Raw genomic sequence first — 21,635 nt, 5'->3', positions numbered from 1 at the left:
ACCCATAATAACAGAACAGGCGTACGCCTTCAAAAGGAGAAAATACCAGTATGATCTCCTCGTCCCCATATCTCTTATCTTGCTTATACCGGTATGCTGAAAAACCCGGAAGAGCAGCCATAGATGCTGTCCTCCGGGTTAGGCCTTGCAGGTGAATCATCCCACTCCGCCAATGCCGTGCAGAATGAAGCGGAGCGTCTGTTCAATCTCTTCCTCGTCGTTCCAGTCATGGTCCGGCATCAGCAGCAGGCGGACCAGCAGATAGCCGATAATGGCCGAGATGGTGAAGCGGATGATCGCAGGGGTTGGGGCATCAATAATCTCGCCCTGCTGCTTGAAGTGTTCCGTGATTGCAGTTACACGCGCCAGCACCTGCTCGAAAATATTCTGGACCAGCTGCTCCTTCAGCGCGGGCTGGAAGGGGATCTCCTGGATCAGAATTTTGACGATCTTCAGATTCCTGCGGACGAAATCCAGCCGGTTGACCATGAAGGCCCTCAGGAAAGCCTCGTAGCTCTCAAAGGGGACATCCAGTACCCCGCTGAAATTGCGCAGGACAAACGGAGCAATCATCCGGCTCATCGTCGGGACAACGATGGCCAGCAGCAGATCCTTTTTGGTTTTGTAATAACGGAAGATCGTTCCTTCCGCCACGCCTGCCTTCTGGGCGATCTCGCTGGTGGCGGCTGCCGAGAACCCCTTCTCTGCAAAAACATCAATGGCCGCCCGCAGAATGGACAGCTGCTTGGGTGTTACTTGCTCCTGTTCGCTGAGAGCCAGCAGCTCCTGGACCCACTGCTCCTCCTCCAGCTGCCCGGCAGCATGGTCTTTCTCCATGATAGAACCTCCAGACTCTTGCAATTCCTCCTAGTGTAACATAGCCCGTTCACACTTTACATTCTGCGGTGCTTGCGCAGAGCCAGCACATTGAGCAGCATGAACAGCAGGGAGAAGCCGATCAGCATGAAGACATCCCGTGCGATATCTTCCCAGCCTTGGCCGCGCAGCATGATATCCATCAATGCCTCCGAGCCATAGTAGATGGGAGTTGCGAGTCCGATGCGCTGCAGCCAGAGCGGAAGGGTATCCAGCGGAAATAACCCGCTCAGGAAGATCTGCGGCACAATGACCAGGGGGATGAACTGGATCATCTGCAGCTCATTGGCGGCAAAGGCGGAGAGCAGTGTACCGAGCGTCAGCGCCGACATCGACAATAGCAGGGTCATCAGGAGGACATAGCCGAAGCTGCCGTTCATCATAATCCCCAGCACCTGGATCGAGAACCAGGAGATCAGCAGGGCCTGGAAGATAGTAAAGATGCCGAAGCCGCAGACATAACCGGTTACAATCTCCCAGCGCTTCAGCGGGGTGGAGAGCAGACGTTCCAGTGTTCCTGTTGTCCGCTCGCGCAGGAAGGAGACACCTGCGATCAGGAAGACGAAGAAGAAGACAAATACCCCAATCATAATCGGGCCGAAGCGGTCAATCGTCTTCATATCCTGGGAGCCGTAGAGGTAGCTGATCTGCGGCATGTGTGACCCGCTGCCGGATGCCACAGGCTGGAGACTCTGCGCAGCTTCCTGCAGCGCCATGATTACGGCGCGGTTCGCCGCAGGGTTGCTGCCTTCGAGGACAACGGAGGGAGTGCTTCCCTTCATTGTAATGAACGCATCAATGTCGCCCGCCTTCAGGGCGGCATTGCCGGATTCTACATCGCCATATCCGGTAACCTCCGCCTGCTGGGCTTCCAGGGCTGTGCGGAACACCGCCGTATCGGCGGACACACCGATCTTAGGCTCATAGGCAGGGCTGCTAAACACCAGGCTCATCAGGCTAAGCACCAGCAGGGGAGCGATGAACATCAGGGCCATGGTTCTTTTATCATGGATGAACTGCTGCAGAATTCTCTGGGTAATCGCACGGATTCTCATTGGCGCACCCCTCCATAGTAGAGGAAGGCTTCCTCGATGGTGGCGGAGCCGGTAGCCTGAAGCAGTCCGGCCGGAGTATCCACAGCCAGCAGAACGCCATCCCGGATCATCGCCAGCCGGTCACATTTCTCCGCCTCATCCATCACATGTGTGGTCAGCACAATCGTCGTTCCCTTGCGGTTCAGCGCCTTCAGCTCCTGCCAGATGGACCTGCGCAGCACCGGATCAATGCCCACGGTAGGCTCATCCAGCAGGAGCAGCGGCGGCTCATGCAGCAGGGCGATCGCCAGGGACAGACGGCGCTTCATGCCTCCGGAGTATTGATCCACCCTTTTGCGCAGATGCTCCTGCAGGTTCACCAGCTCCATGACATCTCTGATCCGGCGTGTGCGGTTGCCGCCCTTCAGTCCATAGAGAGAGGCGAAGAATTCCAGATTCTCCTTGGCGCTCAGCTCCGTATACAAGGCATCCGCCTGGGCCATATACCCGATTTGTTGAAGCATCTTCAGCTTCGGCATCCTAACACCGAGGAGCTGAACCTCACCGGAGGTCACCTCGTCAATGCCCGTGAGCAGCTTGATCAGCGTAGTTTTGCCGGAGCCGGAAGGTCCCAGAATCCCGAAGGTCTCTGCCTCATCCACCTGGAGCGTAATATTCTTAAGTACCCTTTTATTACCAAAAGACCGGTCCACACCGGTAACCTTAATCACAGGCTTCACCTGATTCATGCCTAATTCCTCCATTCTCACAGCAATGAGTGAGCGCTCACTCATTATACTAATGATATCCCGTTCAAAAGTAAATCTCTTTCTTTGGCCTGCAAAATTATTTTGAATTCTATAGATTGTCCGTTTACCCCCACCCTATATCCGGGTAATAAAGGGGACATTTAAGATATCCGGCATCTTGGAACCCCATTCCCTAAAGGCGGTGGAATCATGGCAGGACCTAAGCTGCTCCTGACTCTGGGAGTGCTGCTGGCTGCGGCCGGACTGAGCGGCTGCTCCGATTCAGGCAAGGAGGCCGGCGGCGGACGTTTTCATACCTTGGCCGAAGAGAACACAGAGGCACAGCAGTATCTGCCTGAGGATCTGCCGATTCCCGAAGGTGCGGGGATTACTTTTACACAAGGCGATCTGGCAGAGGGCAAGAAATCGTCCATGCTGATCTATCAGACGAATGAGAGTATGGCCGCGCTTGGCACTGCCTATCAGAAGTATGTAAGAGAGAAGGCGCTGGAACGCGGGACGGAGATTGTGGACAGCCGCAACATTCTCATTAACGGCAAAGTGAAGGGGGCCTATTCCTATTCCATTATTGGGAGCAGCTCGGAATCGCAGAGCGGCGGGAACGAGATTATCGTGACATGGATCGAGAATTAACACAGGTTTGACAATAGACCGGCCCGGGATACTTTTCCCGGGCGGGTCTTTTATTTTTATTTGTACAGTTAATATTTCCATAACATTCCTGCGCAACAGAATTGACACTCGTAGACGAAAATAACAGTAGCAGTTACCTATAGGAAAAGGGTGAATCTAATTGACAAATCGTAAATGGATCGGTGCGGCCCTGGCTTCAGCACTTCTCGTAACAGGGGGAGCCGTTAGCGTTCTGGCCACAAGCAGCCATGTGAGTGCCGCAGCCGTGAAGACAGCCGCAGCTGAGGAGAGCAGCACGACCTGGAGCATCAACGGTACGCAGGTTGCACTCAGCACCATCAACAGCGGCGGGTATAAGCTCTACTCCTTAAGCCAGGTAGCCGCAGAGCAGGGCGCCGGACTTGTGCGGGGAAGCAGCGGATTCCAGCTGAATGACAGCAAAGGACTACATAACGTACAGATCCAGGCAGGTGTGAGAAGCTATCAGGTAGACGGAGAGACCCTGGAATTTACAGTTGCGCCTGTAATGCATGACCGTAAAATCTACGTGGAGCTAACGAAGCTGGTTACGGCACTTGGCGGCGAACTGCAGGCCGATGCCCGCACTATCCTGAGCTTCGCCCGGCCGGCGGGTTCATTCGATACCCTGCACTGGAGTGCGGACGGCGGCCTGATCGCCAGCCAGAGCGACGCTGAATCTACGCTGCTCTATAAATTCACCCAGACCCCGGGTAATTATGATCTGTTTACTACCAGCGAAGGTGCAGTGGATTATGCGGTGTCTGCCGATCAGCAGTGGGGCGCATTTAACGATGAGACCGGCCAGTTGAAGCTGATCAACCTGTCCACCGGCGTAATCAGCTCCCTTGGCAAAGATACCAGCGTGAAGACGGATCTCGTATGGTCCGGCGACGGCAAGACGATCTATTTCGTCCAGGGCGACAAGCAGGAGAAGCTGGCACAAATTTCAGTGGAGACCGGAGAGGTCAAGTCTCTGCTTGAAGATAAAGTCGAGAACAAATCGGAGCTTCGTGTATCGGCCGACGGCAAAAGTGCCGTGTACATTGTCAATGTGACAGGCGTTGCCAAGAATGACGCTGACAGCACAGAAGCTTCGCTTACCGTAGACTACAGCAAGGCGGGAGAACAGCTGTACAAGCTGGATCTCACCACCAAAGGCGCCAAGCCGGCAGCTCTGACTACGGCACTCGACAACAAGCTGTATCCTGAGATTCTTGCAGGCGGCAGCGTAGTGTACCTGAGTGCTGATCCAGACGGCAATGCCGCTAATACCTTGAAGCAGATTGCCGCAGACGGCACCACCTCAGACATCGCCCTCAGTGCAGAAGCTAACTGGTCCAAGGGTGTCACCACCGGCCTGATTGTTTCCGGCACTACAGCAGACGGCAGCACAGTGATCTACTCCATTGCCGGCAACGCCGCTCCGGTTGAATTATACCGTACAGCGGATGATGTATCGGAAGTGTCTGTATCGGGCGACGGCAGCAAGCTGGCCATTGTCAGCGATGGTAAAGTGCTAGTGATTCAGAACGGCAAAGCTCTGGAGCTGTCCAGTTCACCAGAAGCCGTTAATTAATACAACATATATCGGCGCAGGTCGCCGGGAGGAGAATTCAGACATGAAGGTTTTTCGAAAATTAACAGTTACAGCGCTCACCGCAGTTATCGCACTTACCGCATCTTTTGCAGGGGTAGCTTCAGCAGCAGACAGCCTTAAGGGTAAAATCACCGTTAACGGATCTACGGCCCTGCTTCCGCTGACCTTACAGGCCGCCAAAGAATTCCAGAAGCTTCACCCGAAAGTGAAGATCGCGGCTTCCGGCAAAGGCTCCGTGACCGGGCCCCAGGCCGTGAAGAAAGGGATTGCCGATATCGGAGCCTGTGACTGGGATGCCAGCATTGATGTTCCGGGCTTCAAGGCTTTTGACGGGCAGGTGGCGAATAAGGTCGCAGTTATTCCTTTTGCAACCATCGTCAATAAGAACGTCGGCGTAGACAACCTGACCACAGAGCAGCTTAAAGGAATCTATTCCGGCAAAATCACCAACTGGAAAGAAGTCGGCGGAGCGGATGGAAATATCGTAGTGATCACCCGTGCCTTCGGTTCCGGTACCCGTGTCAACTATCAGGCCAAGGCTCTGGGTGGCGGAGATATCGTCAAAAAAGAGAAGAACTACAAGGAAACCGGCTCCAGCGGCGACATGAAAACAGCGGTAGGCACTACTCCGAATGCTATCGGATACATCGACCTTGTCTATGTAACCGGCGGCGATATCAAAGCCGTGAAGTTCAACGGTGTCGAAGCTACTACAGATAATGTGATCAACGGCTCGTACAAGATCTGGGCATATGGCTACTATATGACGAATGGACAGCCAACCGGCGCGACCAAAGAATTCATTGAATATGTGCAGAGCAAGAAATTCCAGCAGGGTTCGCTCAAAAAGCTGAAGTTCATTCCGATCTCTGCCATGCAGAACTAAGCTTCAGCAGCACGCAAGACCATAGATGGATAGGCAACAGCGGCCAGCTCCGGTTATACGGGGTTGGCCTCTTACAGGAGGGAAAGTATGGGCGCACCGGTGCATGGCCTGACAGCACAGACGGCACAGACACAGGCAAGGCTAGAGGAAGTTAAACGTAACACCAAAAGACACCGAAGACATTTGCTTGGCAACAGCATATCCCGTTATTATTTCTTGTTCAGCATCCTTGCGCTGTGTCTCGTGCTTGGACTAGTTATTGTATTCATCGGCCAAACGGCGCTGCTGCTCTTCGCCCGCATCTCACCGCAGGACTTCTTCTTCTCGTTCAACTGGACGCCCGAAGAGGAGGCGTTCGGCGCCGCGGCCTTCATTGTAAATACATTGTCGCTTACAGCGCTGACCCTGATTATTGCTGTGCCTGTATCGGTAGCAATGGCCGTACTCTGCGCGGAGATTGCGCCGAAATGGCTGAAGAGCTTCATCCGTCCGGTACTGGATCTGCTGGTCGGTATTCCTTCTATAGTATATGGCTATCTGGGCCTGACCGTCCTCCTTCCCTTCCTGCGCAGAGTCAGCGGGGAAGGTCTGGGAGACGGGCTGCTCGCCGCTGCCCTTGTGCTCGCACTGATGGTGCTGCCGACGATATGCCGGATCAGCGATGATGCGATCGTCTCTGTTCCGCGCAAATACCGGGACGCTGCTTATGCGCTCGGCTCGACCCGTCTGCAGGTCATTATGCGTGTCGTTCTCCCGGCAGCCAGCCGGGGAATTATCTCGGCCGTGATTCTGGGCATGACCCGTGCAGTCGGTGAGACCATGGCGGTGGTTATGGTCATCGGCAATACGCCGCAGCTGGCGAAGAGCCTGTTCGCGCCAACCTCCGTACTGACCAGCAATATCGTTATGCAGATTTCCAACGTCGAATTCGATTCTACCTGGAACTATGCTCTGCATATGATGGCATTCCTGCTGCTGCTCATTTCATTTGTGCTGATCCTGATCATCCGGCTCCTGGGCCGCAAACGGAGGGATGCCTGATGAACGGATTCACCCGCACACGTCATTCGGCAAGAGCCCAGCGGCGCAATAAGCTGGCGACTATAGGCTTCTATACCTTGGGCGCTCTGGTCATGCTGCTGATCTTCTGGCTGCTCTTCACGATCCTTAGCAAAGGCTTGCCGGCGCTCAGGCCGGACTTCCTGATCAAGCAGCCGGAAGAGATTGATCCCGGCGGCGGGATTGGTCCTGTCCTCTTCAACTCCTTCTACATCCTGTTCATCTCCCTACTGATCTCGGTTCCCGTCGGGATCGGTGCAGGAATCTATATGGCGGAGTATGCGCCGGATAATGCCTTCACGGGTGCGCTGCGCATCTGCGTGGAATCCCTGTCCTCGGTGCCGTCTATCGTGTTCGGCCTCCTGGGACTCGCGATCTTCGCCGAGTACTTCGGCGTCGGCCTCACGATCCTCGGCGGGGGAGTCAGCCTGGCGCTGCTGAACCTGCCGATGCTCGCCCGCGTCACCGAGGAAGCGGTGCGTGCGGTTCCCGGCGAGATCCGTGAAGCCGGCTATGCCCTCGGCATGACGAAGTTCCATGTCATCCGCAAGGTGGTCGTGCCGGTAGCCCTGCCGGCCATCGTCACCGGCGTCTGCCTGGTGGCCGGACGCGCCTTCGGGGAGTCGGCGGTCATTATCCTGACCGCCGGACTCAGCACCTCCGGCGAGATGTGGGATTTCAACCTGTTCTCACCGGGCGAGACGCTGGCTGTTCATCTGTGGTACGTGCAATCCGAGGCGATTGTCGAGGATGCGCGGCAGATCGCCGACAAATCCGCTGCGGTGCTGGTGTTTGTTGTCCTGCTGATCAACTTTATTTTCCGCTTCCCGCTGTGGCTGGGCAACCGCCGCCGGGGACGCTGAGACTTAGATAGAACTGTGCTTTGATAGAAGCTGTGTTTATATAACAGGCTGCCTTACTGTGGATGATCCACGGCGGGGCAGCCTGTTTGGCGTAATTGAATAGCCGCTGCCGGGCCGGTGCGGCTCACTTCAATCTCCTCCAGCTCTATTTTCCGGCATGGATATGCTATAATCTGACATAGAAATTATTGCAAGCCAGGGGTACCGGCTATTAATCAATAAGGAGGCAGGACCATTTGGACATTCGGAGGACAAGCCGCAATGAGCCGAAACGGAAGGGTTCGCCCAAGCAGCAAGTAAATATTGCACTGCCAGTTCCGGAGCTGCAGGCGATTCTGCGGGCAGCCGATGACATCATTACCTTAGGCGGACGTACGCAGTTAGCCAAGATCCTGAAGGGCTCCAAGGAGAAGAGGCTGCTTGAGCGTGGCCTGGACCGCAATCCCTCCTATGGTTTTTACAGGGAGCTTACGCTGGAACAGATTATGGAGAAAGTAGATACGCTGATCCATAACGGTTACCTGAAGACCGAACTGTACGGTAAGCTTCCGATGATCGAATTCACTCCTCATGGCTGGACTCTGGAAAGAGAACGGCGTGCGGAAGAGTTTCTGCGGGAATGGGATCAGTGGCTGGATAACGGGATTACGCCGGTCAGCATGGACTATTTGAAGGAGCTTAACCGGGGCATGATCTTTCTGTTTCTGTTCAAAATTCTAGGTTCCGGCGACAGGAAGTACATCCCTTTTTTACAGCAATGGCAGCCCATAGAGTTCAAGAAGGTACAGGCTGAGATCGGGCAGGTAATAGCAAGCCTGAATGAGCGTGAACGGCTGGGGGAGAGGGAGTGGCAGGAGCTGCTGCGGGAACGTGCGCAATCATTGATTATACGTTCGCGTGATCCCCTTATACTCGTGTGTCAGCAATGCGACGGTCTGTTTGTGTTCGATGAACTTGATCTGAGCTGTTACAGGGCGGACGGGATTCACTATCCCGAGCAGTGTCCGGGTTGCAGGCTTGAGGAGAGTGGCGTGAATGAATAGGCAGGAGCTGCGCAAGAAGGTACACCATACCGTCAATACCCTTGTTTGGGAAAAGGGCTTTGTCAATCCATTGGATGTATTCTTAAGACTTGGGGCTGTCACGCCTGAGCTGGCCGAAGAATGAATAAGCAACACCATAAGAGAGGGGCCTTCCAATGTTCAATACTGAGCAAGTAAAAAGCTTTATCCTCCATCCGGAGCCAGCCGTGAGCAATACCGCTTTGAAATATTTTGCCGACAGCTTCTTGTATGAGCACGATACTACGCTGATGCCGCTTGTCTTACAAAAACTGAAGCAATGCAAGGATCCCCAAGAGGTTCACCTGTTCCATGCCTATAAGTTCCCGCAGACCGAGGAGACCATCCGCGAGCTGCTGAATTGGTACCATTCTCCTTCCACCCACTATAATACAAGATTTCAGGTGCTGGGGATTTTGACGAATTGTGATCTTCAGCTATTGTCCCCGTTCATGGAGTCCGTTCAGGAAATTCCGGAATGGAAAAATAAGGTGGATCAGAAGATTCGCCTCGCAGAGATGACAGATCAGGAGCTGCTGGACGAATTCAACTTGTTTCTTGAGCAGAGCGCAGGAAAATACTGGGATAAGTTCGATAATGTGTACGGGGATGAGCTAGTGAATGAGCTGTCGCTTAGACAGTGTCTGGGCGCTGATACTGTGCTGGAGAAGCTGCGCGATAACGACCCGGATTCTCCAAGCTACGAAGTCCACTATCTCATCCAACTGGCAGGGCAGATGAAGCTGGAGGCGGCTATCCCAGTGCTGTGCAGTTTTTTGGGTGCAGATGATGATTTGCTTCCGTCCACTTCTGTTGTCGCGCTGGTTCAAATAGGCACAGCCAGCGTAATCAAGACGTTAACCGAGCAATATATCTCTGCTACAGAGGAATTCTTCCGGCTGTTTGCCGCTGATGTATTGGGAAGAATTAAGCTGCCTGACTCCGAGGAGGCACTGCTTGCCTTACTGCCGGAAGAACGTGATATTACCAATGCGACTAAGCTGGCTGATGATCTTTGCCAATTGGGGTCAAGCCAAGGTTTTCCGCTAGTTGAGGCGATGATAGAGGACGGCTATGACGATGGGTACTTGAATCTCACAGAGTCCATCTATGCTTACTGTGTAATTGCTGATATGGCCCACCCGTCACTGCCGCAGTGGAAGAAGAAGCTTGATGCGGAAGAGGCGCGTATGGCCAAGCATAAGAAAGAAATGGACCGGATGTTTAGAGCCAAAGCCCCTATAGGAACGTATAACAGACTGAACGGAACGGACAAAACGTACACAGCCCCGGCCAAAGTAGGCCGCAACGATCCTTGTCCTTGCGGAAGCGGGAAGAAGCATAAGAAGTGCTGTGGTGCTTAAGCAGGAAGAAGCATAAAGGTGCTTGGTGCGTAAGCTGACTACCATGAGCTGTTCGTAGGGGGCAGACGCAGGTGCAGGTGCAGGCACAGACACAGACACAGGCCCAGGTACGGGCACAGGTCATAACCTCTACCGAACCAGCCCTACCGCACCAGCCCGCCGCTGCCTCATCCCTTGGGATGTTAACAAATATAATCTTTTGGAGCAGGGCACAGGGCAAAGACGCAGGTGATCACCTCCACCGCACCAGCCTTACCGCTGATCACCTCTAACGCACCGGCACCGCTGCTGCCTCATCCTTAGGGGTTAACAAATTATAGGCAGGCTTCGGGGTTAGCTGGAGAGTTATGCTGACACAGAGGACGTTACTTGGCGAAAAAGACACCAGCTCTGCCTGTTCTGTCCGTTACGGACTCAGGAGACGTTGTATTGTACTTTTGGAGCGTAAACGGGGGCTGGAAGAGGTTACTTAACGGCATCATCTGAGTCGGCATGGCCTGCGGCGGTCTTTAGCCGGAATTAGTTGGATATTTGACACTTGCTGATGAGCGGAAGAGCTACTTTCAGGAAACAGTTGGAAAAACAGCACTTATTCGGCTGCCAATCAATCAGAGTTGAGGAAAAGCATGAAATTAAATGACGTTTATCCATTTAATTCCGCCAAATGCTGCAAACCGTCCAATTTAAGATACGTTTTTCCAACTGTTAAGGCGGAAGGGATGCAGCCAAAGTACGGCTGATTGCGAAGTAATCCTATCGTAGCTTATGCTTGGGCGCCCCTGGCTGGCGCCAAGGGTTCTCATCCTCCGGACGACAAAACAGCCTTCCCGAAGGAAGGCTGTTTCTATGACGTCCCGGAAGGGATGCAGCCATAATACGGCTGATTGCGAAGTAGTGCTAACGAAGCATATGCTCCAACGCCCTTGGCTGGCGCCAAGGGTTCTCATCCTCCGGACGACAAAACAGCCTTCCCGGAGGAAGGCTGTTTCTATGACGTCTCGGAAGGGATGCAGCCAAAATACGGCTGATTGCGAAGTAATCCTATCGAAGCTTATGCTCCAACGCCCCTGGCTGGCGCCAAGGGTTCTCATCCTCCGGACGACAAAACAGCCTTCCCGGAGGAAGGCTGTTTCTATGACGTCCCGGAAGGGATTCGAACCCCCGACCGTGCGCTTAGAAGGCGCATGCTCTATCCAACTGAGCTACCGGGACATGTGAACTGACTGAAAAGCAAGCAAAAATTATGTTATCATACATAGTTAACTTTTTCAACTTGTTTTTTTGAAACCGCACGGGGATATGCTATAATCTACAATTGATTAAGGTTCGGACGACAAATGTATGGAGAAAAGGAGGTGCCCTCATGAATCAATTCAATTCCCCGGCCAAAGAGAATATCGTGCTGTTTCCGAAGACACTGGATTATTATCAGATTCAGCTCACGGTCATGCTGGAGAGTGAACGTTACGGGGAAGCGATGGAGCTGCTGCGTTTCTTGCTGCAGTGCCAGGGACAGGAAGAGCGGCACTACGAGGAGTGGCAGTCGCTGCTGGATTGGCTGGTGGCCGCCTTCCCCCATGCTGCGGAAGGCGGTGACGCGAACGAGGCTCCCGCGGCAGAGGAGATGGATCTGGGGGAAGAGGATATGGCCCGGATTCTTGCCAGAGCCAAGCTGGAGGAGGATGCGGACTACCCGGATAAGCTGCTGAAGCGGGTAATGAACGAACCGCTGTCCGAAGCGACCGTGCTGGCGCTGGAGCAGCTCTCCTATCTGGAGGGAGCCGGGGTAGATGAAGCGCTGACCGGCTGGCTGCAGAGGGCCGAGGTGCATCCGCTGCTCCAGTTCCGCACGCTGCAGACGCTGCGCCGCCGGGGGGCACAGGGAGCGGTCAGGCTGAGCCGCGGCCACGAAGCCGCTGAGGTGGAGATTGAGACTGTGCCGCTGCAGAATGATGAATTCCCGGCGCAGATCGGCCAGGTGCTGGAGCGTGTGGCGGAGCAGGCGGAGGTGCACGAGCCGACGCTGTATTATTTTGCCCAGGAGCTATGGGGGCAGTTCATCATGTCGATATACGGGACTGCGGATTACCGCAAGCTGCTGGACGGGGAAGATTCGCAGCTTGATATTTGGGCGGGAGCGCTGCACCAGATGGTGTCGGAGAGCCTGAACGGGAACCGGAATGAAGAGGAAACACGGGGCCTGTATGGAATTACCGACAGCATGCGCTTCCAATTTGAAGGAGCCTACCGTTCGCTCAGGGGATTTGTAAAGAGTTCTCTACTTGATAAATAACGTAATGTTGTATATAATATAATGGTTATTCTGTGCGTGAAATGTTGGACTATTTAAGTAAACATGCAACCTATTTTTGGAGGGAAAAGTATATTATGAAAGCAACTTGGGAAAAGATAGAGAAGAACCTTGGAGTTCTTGAAGTCGAAGTAGAAGCAGACCGCGTAGCTGCAGCACTCGACAAAGCTTTTAATAAAGTGGTTAAGAAAGCAAACGTACCTGGATTCCGTAAAGGTAAAGTGCCGCGGCCGATTTTTGAATCCCGTTTTGGCGTAGAGAGCCTGTACCAGGATGCCATCGACATTCTTCTTCCTGAAGCTTACGGTGAAGCGGTTGAACAAACCGATATCTTCCCTGTAGACCGTCCTGAAGTGGACATCGAGCAATTCGCCAAGGGCCAGCCGTTCATCTTCAAGGCGAAGATCACGGTTAAGCCGGAAGTGAAGCTGGGCGAGTACAAAGGTCTGGAAGTTCCTGTACAGAAGGCAGAAGTCACTGACGAAGAGCTGGACGCTGAACTGAAACGTCTGCAGGAGCGTCATGCTGAGCTTGTGGTTATCGAAGATGAAGCAGCAGTTAACGGCGACATCACTGTAATTGACTTCGACGGTTCCGTGGACGGCGTTCAATTCGAAGGCGGACAGGCTGAGCGTCATTCCCTGGAGCTGGGCAGTAATTCCTTCATTCCAGGATTTGAAGAGCAGGTAGTGGGCATGTCCACAGGAGACTTCAAGGATGTTGAAGTGACTTTCCCTGAGACTTACCACGTTGCTGAGCTTGCCGGCAAAGTTGCCGTATTCAAAGTGAAGCTGCACGAAATCAAACGCAAACAGCTTCCTGCACTGGATGATGAATTCGCTAAAGATGTAAGTGAATTCGACACGCTGGAAGAATACAAGGCAGACCTGAAGGCACAGCTTGAATCCCGCAAGCAGGAAGAACTCAAAGGCGTTCGTGAAACGGCAGTAGTTGATGCAGCCGCTGCTAATGCTGAAGTTGAAATTCCTGAGGCTATGATCGCCAGCGAAGTGGAGAACATGGTTCGTGATTTCGATACCCGTCTCCGCCAGCAGGGCATGAACATGGATATGTTCCTGAGCTTCTCCGGCCAGACCCGCGAAGATCTGCAGGAACAAATGAAGGGTGATGCTGAGAAGCGCGTCCGTAACAACCTTGTTCTTGAAGTGATTGCCAAGGAAGAGAAGATCGAAGTTTCTGAAGAAGAAGTTACGCAAGAGCTGGCTACTATGGCTGAAGCTTACAAGCGTACTCCTGAAGAAATCCGCAGCATTCTGGCAGCCAATGGCTCCCTGAGCAGCCTCAATGATGAGATCTCCCTGCGCAAGACTATCGAGTTCCTCGTTAGCAACAGCGTAGAAGTTGAAGCTCCAGCGGCACCGGCAGAAGAAGCAGCAGAAGCAAGCGCTGAGTAAGCTGCTAATCTTTACCTAGAACGGCTATCCAGTAGCCTCCATAGAGATCTGATAAGGCACGTAAGTTTTTGTTACGTGCCTTATTTTTATCGGGGCAGTCGTTTGCAAGTACATATCACGAATGAGGAATTGGCATTGTCCGTGGAATTGCGTTATAATGGCAGGCACATGAGCAATGCGGTTTGCTGGCACAGTGAATAAATGACATCCCGCTTCGAACGTGTTAAAATATTTCTGAAACGGAAAGACTAATCTGTATAGAGAAAAGAGGTTGGTGGCATGAGTCTGGTACCAATGGTTGTGGAAACGACAAGCCGGGGAGAACGCTCATACGATATCTATTCCAGATTGCTCAAGGATCGCATCATCTTCCTGAGCAGTGCGATTGACGATGATGTCGCCAATCTGGTTATTGCGCAGTTGCTGTTCCTGGCAGCAGATGACCCCGAAAAAGACATTCACTTGTACCTCAACTCGCCCGGTGGTTCTGTTACAGCCGGCATGGGTATATATGATACGATGCAATATATCAAACCGGATGTTTCTACGATTTGTGTGGGGATGGCAGCCAGTATGGGATCATTGCTCCTGACGGCTGGAGCGCCTGGCAAGAGATATGCATTGACCAACAGCGAAGTCATGATTCATCAGCCGCTCGGCGGCGTTCAGGGGCAGGCATCCGACATCTGGATTCATACAGACTGGATTCTCAAGACGAAGCAGAAGCTGAATCAGATTTATGTAGAGCGCACAGGTCAGCCCCTTGACAAAATCGAACGGGATACAGACCGCGATAACTTCATGAGCGCGGAAGAAGCGAAGGAATACGGGCTCATTGACCAGGTACTCTCTTCACCGATCATATCTTAAAGGGGTGGTAAGATGTTTAAATTTAATGATGAAAAAGGGCAATTGAAATGTTCCTTTTGCGGCAAATCACAAGAGCAGGTCCGTAAGCTTGTAGCAGGACCTGGCGTTTATATATGTGACGAATGCATCGAGCTGTGCACGGAGATTGTGGAAGAGGAGCTGGGCCACGAAGAAGAGCTGGATATGAAGGATATTCCGAAACCTAAGGAAATCCGTGATATTCTCGATCAATACGTCATCGGCCAGGAGCAGGCGAAGAAATCGCTCTCCGTAGCGGTATACAATCACTACAAGCGTGTGAACAGCCAGAGCAAGATTGAAGATGTCGAGCTGACGAAGAGTAACATCCTGCTGCTCGGACCTACAGGCTCCGGTAAGACCTTGCTGGCGCAGACGATGGCGAAGATCATCAACGTACCTTTTGCCATAGCAGATGCTACTTCCCTTACGGAAGCGGGTTATGTGGGTGAAGACGTTGAGAATATTCTCCTGAAGCTGATTCAAGCGGCTGATTACGATGTGGAGAAGGCTGAACGCGGTATTATCTATATAGATGAAATTGACAAAGTAGCCCGTAAATCCGAGAATCCGTCGATTACCCGTGACGTTTCCGGTGAAGGGGTACAGCAGGCGCTGCTGAAGATTCTGGAAGGTACGGTTGCTTCGGTTCCACCGCAAGGCGGACGCAAGCATCCTCATCAGGAATTCATCCAGATCGATACCACGAACATTTTGTTCATCGTAGGCGGTGCTTTTGACGGCCTGGAGCAAATGATCAAACGCCGTATCGGCAAAAAAGTCATCGGCTTCAACGCTGCGGCTGAAGGACAGAAGGATCTCAAGGCCGGTGAATACCTGTCCATGGTATTGCCTGAGGATCTGCTCAAGTTCGGCCTCATTCCCGAGTTCGTCGGCCGTCTGCCGGTGATCTCGACCTTGGAGCCGCTTGATGAGGGCACCCTGGTACGTATTCTCTCCGAGCCTAAGAATGCGCTCGTGAAGCAGTATGTGAAGCTGCTGGAGATGGATAATGTAGCCCTGAAGTTTGAACCGCTTGCCCTTGAGGCGATTGCCAAGGAAGCGATCAAGCGCAATACCGGTGCCCGTGGACTACGTGCTATCATTGAGAGCATCATGCTCGATGTGATGTATGAGGTTCCTTCACGTGATGACATTAAGGATTGTGTCATTACTGAGCAGGTAGTTCAGGAGAAGTCCCTTCCGGAGCTTAGTCTCAAGAAGGATAAGAAAAAAGAAGAAAGCGCGTAAGCCAGGCTTCAGCTATTTGGCCTGACACGGCTTAACAATACAGCTCAGGGTCTCCACTTTCTCCCGCACACCCCGCATGACCTGCGGGGGCGGAGAGGGTGGAGCTTTGATCGTTATGGGGGAGACAATCATGTTCTTGAGACACCAGACCCGACCCGTCAATGTTGGCGGGGTTATTATCGGGGGAAACAACGAGGTTGCAATCCAAAGCATGTGTACGACCAAAACTGCCGATGTGGAAGCAACCGTAGCCGAGATTCTGCGGCTGGAGGAAGCCGGCTGCCAGCTCGTGCGCGTCACGGTCAACAATGAAGAAGCGGCGGCCGCGATTAAGGAAATTAAGAAACAGATTCATATCCCGCTCGTAGCGGATATTCATTTCAATTACAAGCTGGCCCTGCTGGCGATTGAGAACGGCATCGACAAGGTGCGGATTAATCCCGGCAATATCGGACGCCGTGACAAGGTTGAGGCTGTAGTTAAGGCATGTAAGGAGAAGGGGATTCCTATCCGTATCGGCGTGAACGCCGGTTCGCTGGAGAATCACCTGCTGGAGAAATACGGTTATCCTACTCCGGACGCTATGGTTGAGAGTGCCTTGTATCATATCGGCATTCTGGAAGAGCTGGATTTCCATGATATCATCGTGTCGCTGAAGGCCTCCGATGTGCCGATGGCGATTGAGGCATACCGCAAGGCAGCGGAGGTCATTCCTTATCCGCTGCATCTGGGCATTACTGAATCCGGCACCTTGTTCGCCGGAACGGTGAAGAGTTCGGCCGGGATCGGCGCGCTCCTCTCTATGGGCATCGGCAGCACGGTTCGTATCTCGCTGAGTGCTGATCCGGTAGAAGAAGTGAAGGTGGCCCGTGAGCTGCTGAAGACCTTCGGTCTGATCTCGAACGCCGCTACGCTGATCTCCTGCCCGACCTGCGGACGCCTGGATATTGATCTTTTCTCGATTGCCAACGAAGTGGAAGAGTATATCTCCAAGCTGAAGGTGCCGATTAAGGTATCCGTACTCGGCTGTGCGGTGAATGGTCCGGGTGAAGCCAGAGAAGCGGATATCGGCATCGCCGGTGCGCGCGGAGAAGGGCTGTTGTTCCGTTACGGCCAGATGATCCGCAAGGTGCCTGAGGCGGAGCTGGTCTCCGAGCTGAAGAAGGAGATTGACATCATTGTCGCCCACTTTGAGGAGACGGGTGAGATTCCCGGACGCAAGCATGCCGGACTGGCTCCGGCAGTAGTTGCCGGTAACCCGGAGAGCAGCCATTAACTGAACTCATTCTAGAACTATGGTATATACATGTAGCGCCCGCTGCAGCGGCCCTGATACGATCAGGCGGTCTGCGGCCGGGCGCTTTTTATAAATATTAGATGTTATAGGCTTCACCTGAGGACCTTCTTAAGCAGGCTTATTACATAGACCAGGAAAGGGATCAGCAGCAGAAACAGCAGGGAGAACTTCCCCCATACCGTTCCGATAATGCTGTTGACATAGACGGTATTGATATAGGTGCTCCAAGCGATGATAAGGAACAGTACCGCCAGCGGATAGATTAGGTGTCCGGGAGCCTTGAGCTGGAAGACGGTTTGAATTCCTTTCAGAATGGAGAGGAAGAGCAGCGAGATTTTGATGAAAAAGGTCAATACCCAAATGGTAATCAGTATGCCCTCGACGCGCTGCAGGATGTTCCCGATATTGATGGTTTTGGCCAAGGCGAAGGCAGGGAAGGTACTGTTCTCCGTCTGTTCAATGCCGAGAATAAGGATGCTGAGCAGCACGATCAGGAGCAGCGCGGCACCCCCTGTAAACGTACCCCAGAGGAAAGCCTTCTCCCCGCTTGACCGCTTATGGACCAGAGGCAGGAATGTCATCATTACGATAAGCTCCTGGAACATCGCCGCCTGACCGCCGGCCTGGATGACAGGACGGATGCCCCCCTCCAGAACAGGCTTAATATGATTCCATTCGATCTGGGGGATCAGGGTCAGGACAAGGATCAGGAATAGACACAATACCCACGGAAAGAGCAGCTCCCCTAATCTGCCGAGTACGATAATCCCCATACTGGCACTCATAACCGCAGCGAACAGGAAGGCAATCTGTATGGCCTCAATCGGCGTCTCCGGCATAATCTCACTGGACATGAAGAATCCGAGGTCACCCAGCAGCGTACCGGTGAGGATGAGGAAATAGAACAGATACAGCAGGGAGATTATTTTACCGGGCCACTTTCCTAAGGCAGCCTCATGGATCTCAAAGAGATGTCTGCCAGGGTGAAGCCGGGCAATGAACAGATACAGCACCACCATGACCAGGTTGATCATTAGGCTTGCGAGCGAGGCGATCCAGGCATCTTCTCTGGCGGTATGCGCAAGTCCGCTTGGGATAACCAGAATGGAGGTGCCGATAGTTAAACCGAATGTCATGATGTAGAACTGCCTTGGGGAAATACCGGTATAGCTCTTCACCTCTAATTCACACCTCCTGTACGCACAAAAGTATTCAGCTCAGCAGCTCCATAATGCTGCGGACCCAGTCGAGCGGCCTGAACTGTGGCAGCTTGGCCTGCTCTGCGAGAACGGCCAGAACAGTCAGCGTCCAGATCCCGTAGTAAGCGGCGGCGTCCCGGCCCGATCGGAGCCTGCGGATAGCCGGATTTTGCACGATTAAGATAAACAGCAGGAAGCACAGCAGCAGCAGACTCCAGTTCATTTCTCCTCAAGCTCCCTTCGCAGCGGCTGGATGACCGAGCCGATGCGCCGGATCACCACGTGGGACTGAACTTGGACTTTAACCGTCTTGAAGCTGTCCTCCCAATGCTCGCGGTACTCCTTCCACAGATGGGGGTACTGCCGGTGCAGCGCTTCCCCGAAGCCGAAGATATCCGAATTGTACCGCTGCTGGATCATACGGATATCACTGGAGAACCGGTCATCGAAGCGCTTCTCCAGATTCTTCTCAATGCCCACGATGCTGGACGGCTTGTTCAGATCCAGTGTGCCCTCCACAGTAGTCAGATTGGCTTCTATATCCAGCCGCACAGTGAATTCCGGTTTGTCCTGTTCATTCAGTCTGATCTTCATGGAGGTGTCTGCACGGGTAACAATGAATCCTGCAGTGCCGCCATTCGGGTCAGGAACATTACCGGCCGTGGAATCCACGTTGTTCAGCGTATAATTGACAGTCTTACTGAGCGGCTCACCCAGCCATCCGACCAGCTTGTCTTTTTTGAATACAGCAATTCCGGCGTGCTCGATCAGTGCCTTCGGACTGATGCTCCGTACATTCTCGGTCGTCTCTGCGTCCGCCGCCTCTCCTTGTAACTGTACCCCTGACATGATCGGATTAGAGCCGCCGCGTTCAAGCTCGGTAATGAATTGCTGTAGGGTGACCTTCCCGGTGGCTGCCCATTTCTTATGGGAGACCAGGATCGAGGAATACAGGGAGTTCGCCGGAATATGCTCGAAGGGGGTGATAACCTCCAAGACGGTTGAAGCTTTGGCATTCTTGGCTACGAGCAGATAAAAGTCGGTCCGAAGCTGATTGTCGCGTGAGATATAGTCCAGCGCATTGCTGACCCCGCTGCGGGCCAGCGCTTCCCCGAACACAAGCACGCGGATATGAGACAGGTATAACATGCGGGGGGTTAAGCTAAGCATCCGCTGAAGTGCATCGGGGACAGTCTTGCCTACCGACTTGTAAGTGGCGACAGGGAGGCTCCCGGAGGAGGCACCCTTCTGGTTGCCGGCCTCGCTGGGATTCATAACCTGAACCGTGACCGCATAGCCTTCCGGGTCCAGATCAATACCGAGCGCCATGACCAGGGCGAGATCATTCAGTTCCTTGCGGCTCCAGCATCCGGTTAGCGGCAGGAGACTTAGAAGCAAGAGGAGCGTAAGTATGCGTCTTCCACGCATCAGGCAGCATTCCTTTCATTATGGATTCACGGCTTTCCCCTAATTGCGTCCGAAATACTTCTTCATCCCGCGCCGAGAGACGCGGATGAAGGTATCCTTCTGGCTCTGCCAGCGCATAGGTGCCAAGGAGGTCATGTAAGGAACGCCCACCGAGTCCAGGCTGCACAGATGCAGACCCAGCATAATCATCGCAATAATCATCCCGTATAGGCCGAAGGAAGCGGCAATCGCCATCAGCACAAACCGCAGCATCCGCACAGAGATTCCGACATTGAAGGCAGGCAGTGCGAAATTGGCAATGGCTGTGATGGACACTACGATGACCATGGCGGCTGAGACCAGTCCGGCATCGACGGCAGCCTGGCCAATAACCAGCGTTCCGACGATGGATACGGACTGGCCAATCGACTTGGGCAGCCGGATACCGGCCTCACGGAGAACCTCGAACGTAATCTCCATGATGAACGCTTCAAGGAAAGCCGGAAAGGGAATGCCCTCGCGCTGTCCGATCAGACTGATCAGCAGAGTGGTCGGAATCATCTCCTGATGAAAAGTAGTGATCGCGATATAGAAGGAAGGAGTCAGCAGCGCAACCGCGAAGCAGAAGTACCGGAGCAGCCGCACCAGACTGGCAAAGTCGCTCCGCTGATAATAATCCTCGCTGGACTGGAAGAACTGGACCAGCAGCGCAGGAACTACGAGTACGAACGGAGTGCCTTCGGTGAGAATAGCGATCCGCCCTTCCAGCAGTGCCGAAGCTGTAACATCGGGACGCTCTGTATTATAGACGGTAGGAAAAGGACTGTAGTGCTTATCCTGAATGACCTCCTCGATGTAATTGCTCTCCAGCACGCTGTCCAGTCTGGCCTTATCCAGCCGGTTGCGCAGCTCCTGCAAGACGATGGGGTCGGCATTGCCTTCGATATACATCACAGCTATATTGGTATGTGTCTGCTCACCGAGCCTCCGCTCTTCAATGCGCAGCTTCGGGTTATGGATTCTCCGGCGGATCAGAGCGGTGTTCTCCCGCAGGGATTCCGTGAAGCCTTCACGCGGTCCCCGCACCACGGATTGAGATACGGCATCTTCCACCCCACGCTGCTTCAGCGCTTCTGTTCCGGCAGACAGCGCCACCCTGCTTCCTTCAATGAAGACAATGGTGTTGCCGGACAGAAGTTCATTCTCGGCTTCTGTATAGTTGCAGATCTCCCCCACCTTGCCGAGGGTAAGTGTCCGTTCCTGCAGCAGCTTAAGGCAGGTCTGCGGATGGAACTCGTCTATTTCATGGAACAGATTGGCATCCTTATGGATGGCCTTGATCAACTCCTGCGGCTCCGACAGTCCTTCAATAAATATAATGACAGCGGACAACGGGCCCAGAGAGATGAACCGGTAGATGATATCTGCACTTTTGCCCATGCGGGCTTGTATTCCCTCAATCATGGAGGACAGAGATTCCGGCAGGTTCTCTTGCGGCGATGGTGTCTGTTCAAGTGGTGTCATGTGCATTCGCCTCCTGTTGTTCCGTATAGTCTTTCCGATTGTGAGAATCGTATGCAATAGAGGGGGCGTGAGGCCGGCGCTGGCTCTGTTTTTTTGGCGCAGGCGTTTACTAATGAGTGAAACGGCTATACTACCTAGTAGTAGTTGAATACAGGATAGATAGTCGGAAGGATACAGGA

The 21,635-nt window shown here is 53.3% G+C and carries 20 protein-coding genes and 1 tRNA gene; 13 read left to right on the top strand and 8 right to left on the bottom strand.

Going from position 1 to position 21,635, the window contains the following annotated elements; translation table 11 throughout:
• Window positions 1-156 precede the first annotated feature (156 nt).
• From KDC22_RS26905 to KDC22_RS26895, 3 genes are read right to left on the bottom strand one after another with little or no spacing between them, the layout of a single operon-like run.
• A complete protein-coding gene (locus KDC22_RS26905; RefSeq protein WP_211720965.1) occupies window positions 157-837 on the bottom strand; it encodes a TetR/AcrR family transcriptional regulator in 681 nt (226 codons plus the stop codon).
• Window positions 838-893: 56 nt separating this feature from the next.
• Window positions 894-1,931 carry an ABC transporter permease gene (locus tag KDC22_RS26900; protein WP_211720964.1) on the bottom strand — a complete coding sequence of 346 codons (1,038 nt, stop codon included), beginning with the start codon at window positions 1,929-1,931 and terminating at the stop codon, window positions 894-896.
• Window positions 1,928-2,659 carry an ABC transporter ATP-binding protein gene (locus KDC22_RS26895; protein WP_211720963.1) on the bottom strand — a complete coding sequence of 244 codons (732 nt, stop codon included), beginning with the start codon at window positions 2,657-2,659 and terminating at the stop codon, window positions 1,928-1,930. The genes KDC22_RS26900 and KDC22_RS26895 overlap by 4 nt, the downstream gene beginning before the upstream one ends.
• A 210-nt stretch (window positions 2,660-2,869) precedes the next feature.
• Here KDC22_RS26895 and KDC22_RS26890 point away from each other — a divergent pair, with 210 nt between their 5' ends.
• The 8 genes from KDC22_RS26890 (at window position 2,870) to KDC22_RS33640 (ending at window position 10,164) form a co-directional block, all read left to right on the top strand.
• Window positions 2,870-3,313 carry a hypothetical protein gene (locus KDC22_RS26890; RefSeq protein ID WP_173132091.1) on the top strand — a complete coding sequence of 148 codons (444 nt, stop codon included), beginning with the start codon at window positions 2,870-2,872 and terminating at the stop codon, window positions 3,311-3,313.
• A gap of 160 nt (window positions 3,314-3,473) precedes the next feature.
• Window positions 3,474-4,910, top strand: coding sequence for a hypothetical protein (locus KDC22_RS26885; RefSeq protein WP_211720962.1), 1,437 nt, complete (start codon window positions 3,474-3,476; stop codon window positions 4,908-4,910).
• Window positions 4,911-4,953: 43 nt separating this feature from the next.
• Window positions 4,954-5,817 (top strand): phosphate ABC transporter substrate-binding protein, encoded by an 864-nt coding sequence (locus tag KDC22_RS26880; protein WP_173132097.1) that lies wholly within the window; start codon window positions 4,954-4,956, stop codon window positions 5,815-5,817.
• Window positions 5,818-5,904: 87 nt separating this feature from the next.
• Entirely contained in the window at window positions 5,905-6,858 is a 954-nt protein-coding gene (pstC, locus tag KDC22_RS26875) for a phosphate ABC transporter permease subunit PstC (RefSeq protein WP_173132101.1), read from the top strand.
• Window positions 6,858-7,739, top strand: a complete 882-nt coding sequence (gene pstA, locus KDC22_RS26870; protein WP_211720961.1) for a phosphate ABC transporter permease PstA — start codon at window positions 6,858-6,860, stop codon at window positions 7,737-7,739. The genes pstC and pstA overlap by 1 nt, the downstream gene beginning before the upstream one ends.
• 236 nt (window positions 7,740-7,975) lie before the next feature.
• Window positions 7,976-8,782, top strand: a complete 807-nt coding sequence (locus KDC22_RS26865) for an RQC domain-containing protein (protein ID WP_211720960.1) — start codon at window positions 7,976-7,978, stop codon at window positions 8,780-8,782.
• Window positions 8,775-8,906, top strand: coding sequence for a hypothetical protein (locus tag KDC22_RS33830; RefSeq protein WP_281424939.1), 132 nt, complete (start codon window positions 8,775-8,777; stop codon window positions 8,904-8,906). The genes KDC22_RS26865 and KDC22_RS33830 overlap by 8 nt, the downstream gene beginning before the upstream one ends.
• 31 nt (window positions 8,907-8,937) lie before the next feature.
• Entirely contained in the window at window positions 8,938-10,164 is a 1,227-nt protein-coding gene (locus tag KDC22_RS33640) for an SEC-C metal-binding domain-containing protein (RefSeq protein ID WP_246553023.1), read from the top strand.
• Between the two features lie 1,138 nt (window positions 10,165-11,302).
• Here the strand turns inward: KDC22_RS33640 and KDC22_RS26855 are convergent.
• Window positions 11,303-11,376: transfer RNA gene (locus KDC22_RS26855), tRNA-Arg, on the bottom strand.
• 151 nt (window positions 11,377-11,527) lie between these two features.
• Between KDC22_RS26855 and KDC22_RS26850 the strand changes: the two genes are divergently transcribed.
• The 5 genes from KDC22_RS26850 to ispG all read left to right on the top strand — a co-directional run bounded on the left by KDC22_RS26850 (window position 11,528) and on the right by ispG (window position 17,305).
• Window positions 11,528-12,457, top strand: coding sequence for a hypothetical protein (locus KDC22_RS26850; RefSeq protein ID WP_173132114.1), 930 nt, complete (start codon window positions 11,528-11,530; stop codon window positions 12,455-12,457).
• Between the two features lie 95 nt (window positions 12,458-12,552).
• Window positions 12,553-13,890, top strand: a complete 1,338-nt coding sequence (gene tig / locus KDC22_RS26845; protein WP_211720959.1) for a trigger factor — start codon at window positions 12,553-12,555, stop codon at window positions 13,888-13,890.
• 279 nt (window positions 13,891-14,169) lie between these two features.
• Entirely contained in the window at window positions 14,170-14,760 is a 591-nt protein-coding gene (clpP, locus tag KDC22_RS26840) for an ATP-dependent Clp endopeptidase proteolytic subunit ClpP (protein ID WP_036697575.1), read from the top strand.
• A 12-nt stretch (window positions 14,761-14,772) separates the two neighbouring features.
• Window positions 14,773-16,029: an ATP-dependent protease ATP-binding subunit ClpX gene (gene clpX, locus KDC22_RS26835; protein ID WP_173132120.1), complete on the top strand. Its 1,257-nt coding sequence runs from the start codon at window positions 14,773-14,775 to the stop codon at window positions 16,027-16,029.
• Between the two features lie 130 nt (window positions 16,030-16,159).
• Complete coding sequence (gene ispG / locus KDC22_RS26830) at window positions 16,160-17,305, top strand: flavodoxin-dependent (E)-4-hydroxy-3-methylbut-2-enyl-diphosphate synthase (RefSeq protein WP_173132123.1); 1,146 nt, start codon at window positions 16,160-16,162, stop codon at window positions 17,303-17,305.
• Between the two features lie 113 nt (window positions 17,306-17,418).
• On the opposite strand, the gene KDC22_RS26825 is transcribed toward ispG, so the two are convergent.
• The 4 genes from KDC22_RS26825 to KDC22_RS26810 are packed head-to-tail and all read right to left on the bottom strand — an operon-like array spanning window position 17,419 to window position 21,456.
• The gene (locus KDC22_RS26825) at window positions 17,419-18,504 is read right to left on the bottom strand and encodes a GerAB/ArcD/ProY family transporter (protein WP_211720958.1); all 1,086 of its coding nucleotides are present in this window, start codon (window positions 18,502-18,504) and stop codon (window positions 17,419-17,421) included.
• 34 nt (window positions 18,505-18,538) lie between these two features.
• A complete protein-coding gene (locus tag KDC22_RS26820) occupies window positions 18,539-18,748 on the bottom strand; it encodes a hypothetical protein (RefSeq protein ID WP_211720957.1) in 210 nt (69 codons plus the stop codon).
• Window positions 18,745-19,953 (bottom strand): Ger(x)C family spore germination protein, encoded by a 1,209-nt coding sequence (locus KDC22_RS26815; protein WP_173132132.1) that lies wholly within the window; start codon window positions 19,951-19,953, stop codon window positions 18,745-18,747. The genes KDC22_RS26820 and KDC22_RS26815 overlap by 4 nt, the downstream gene beginning before the upstream one ends.
• Window positions 19,954-19,992: 39 nt before the next feature.
• The gene (locus KDC22_RS26810; protein WP_173132135.1) at window positions 19,993-21,456 is read right to left on the bottom strand and encodes a spore germination protein; all 1,464 of its coding nucleotides are present in this window, start codon (window positions 21,454-21,456) and stop codon (window positions 19,993-19,995) included.
• Between the last annotated feature and the right edge of the window lie 179 nt (window positions 21,457-21,635).

This window comes from Paenibacillus tritici (assembly GCF_018207515.1).
Lineage (GTDB): Bacteria > Bacillota > Bacilli > Paenibacillales > Paenibacillaceae > Paenibacillus_AQ > Paenibacillus_AQ tritici.
This window is presented reverse-complemented; position numbering and strand designations above follow the sequence as displayed.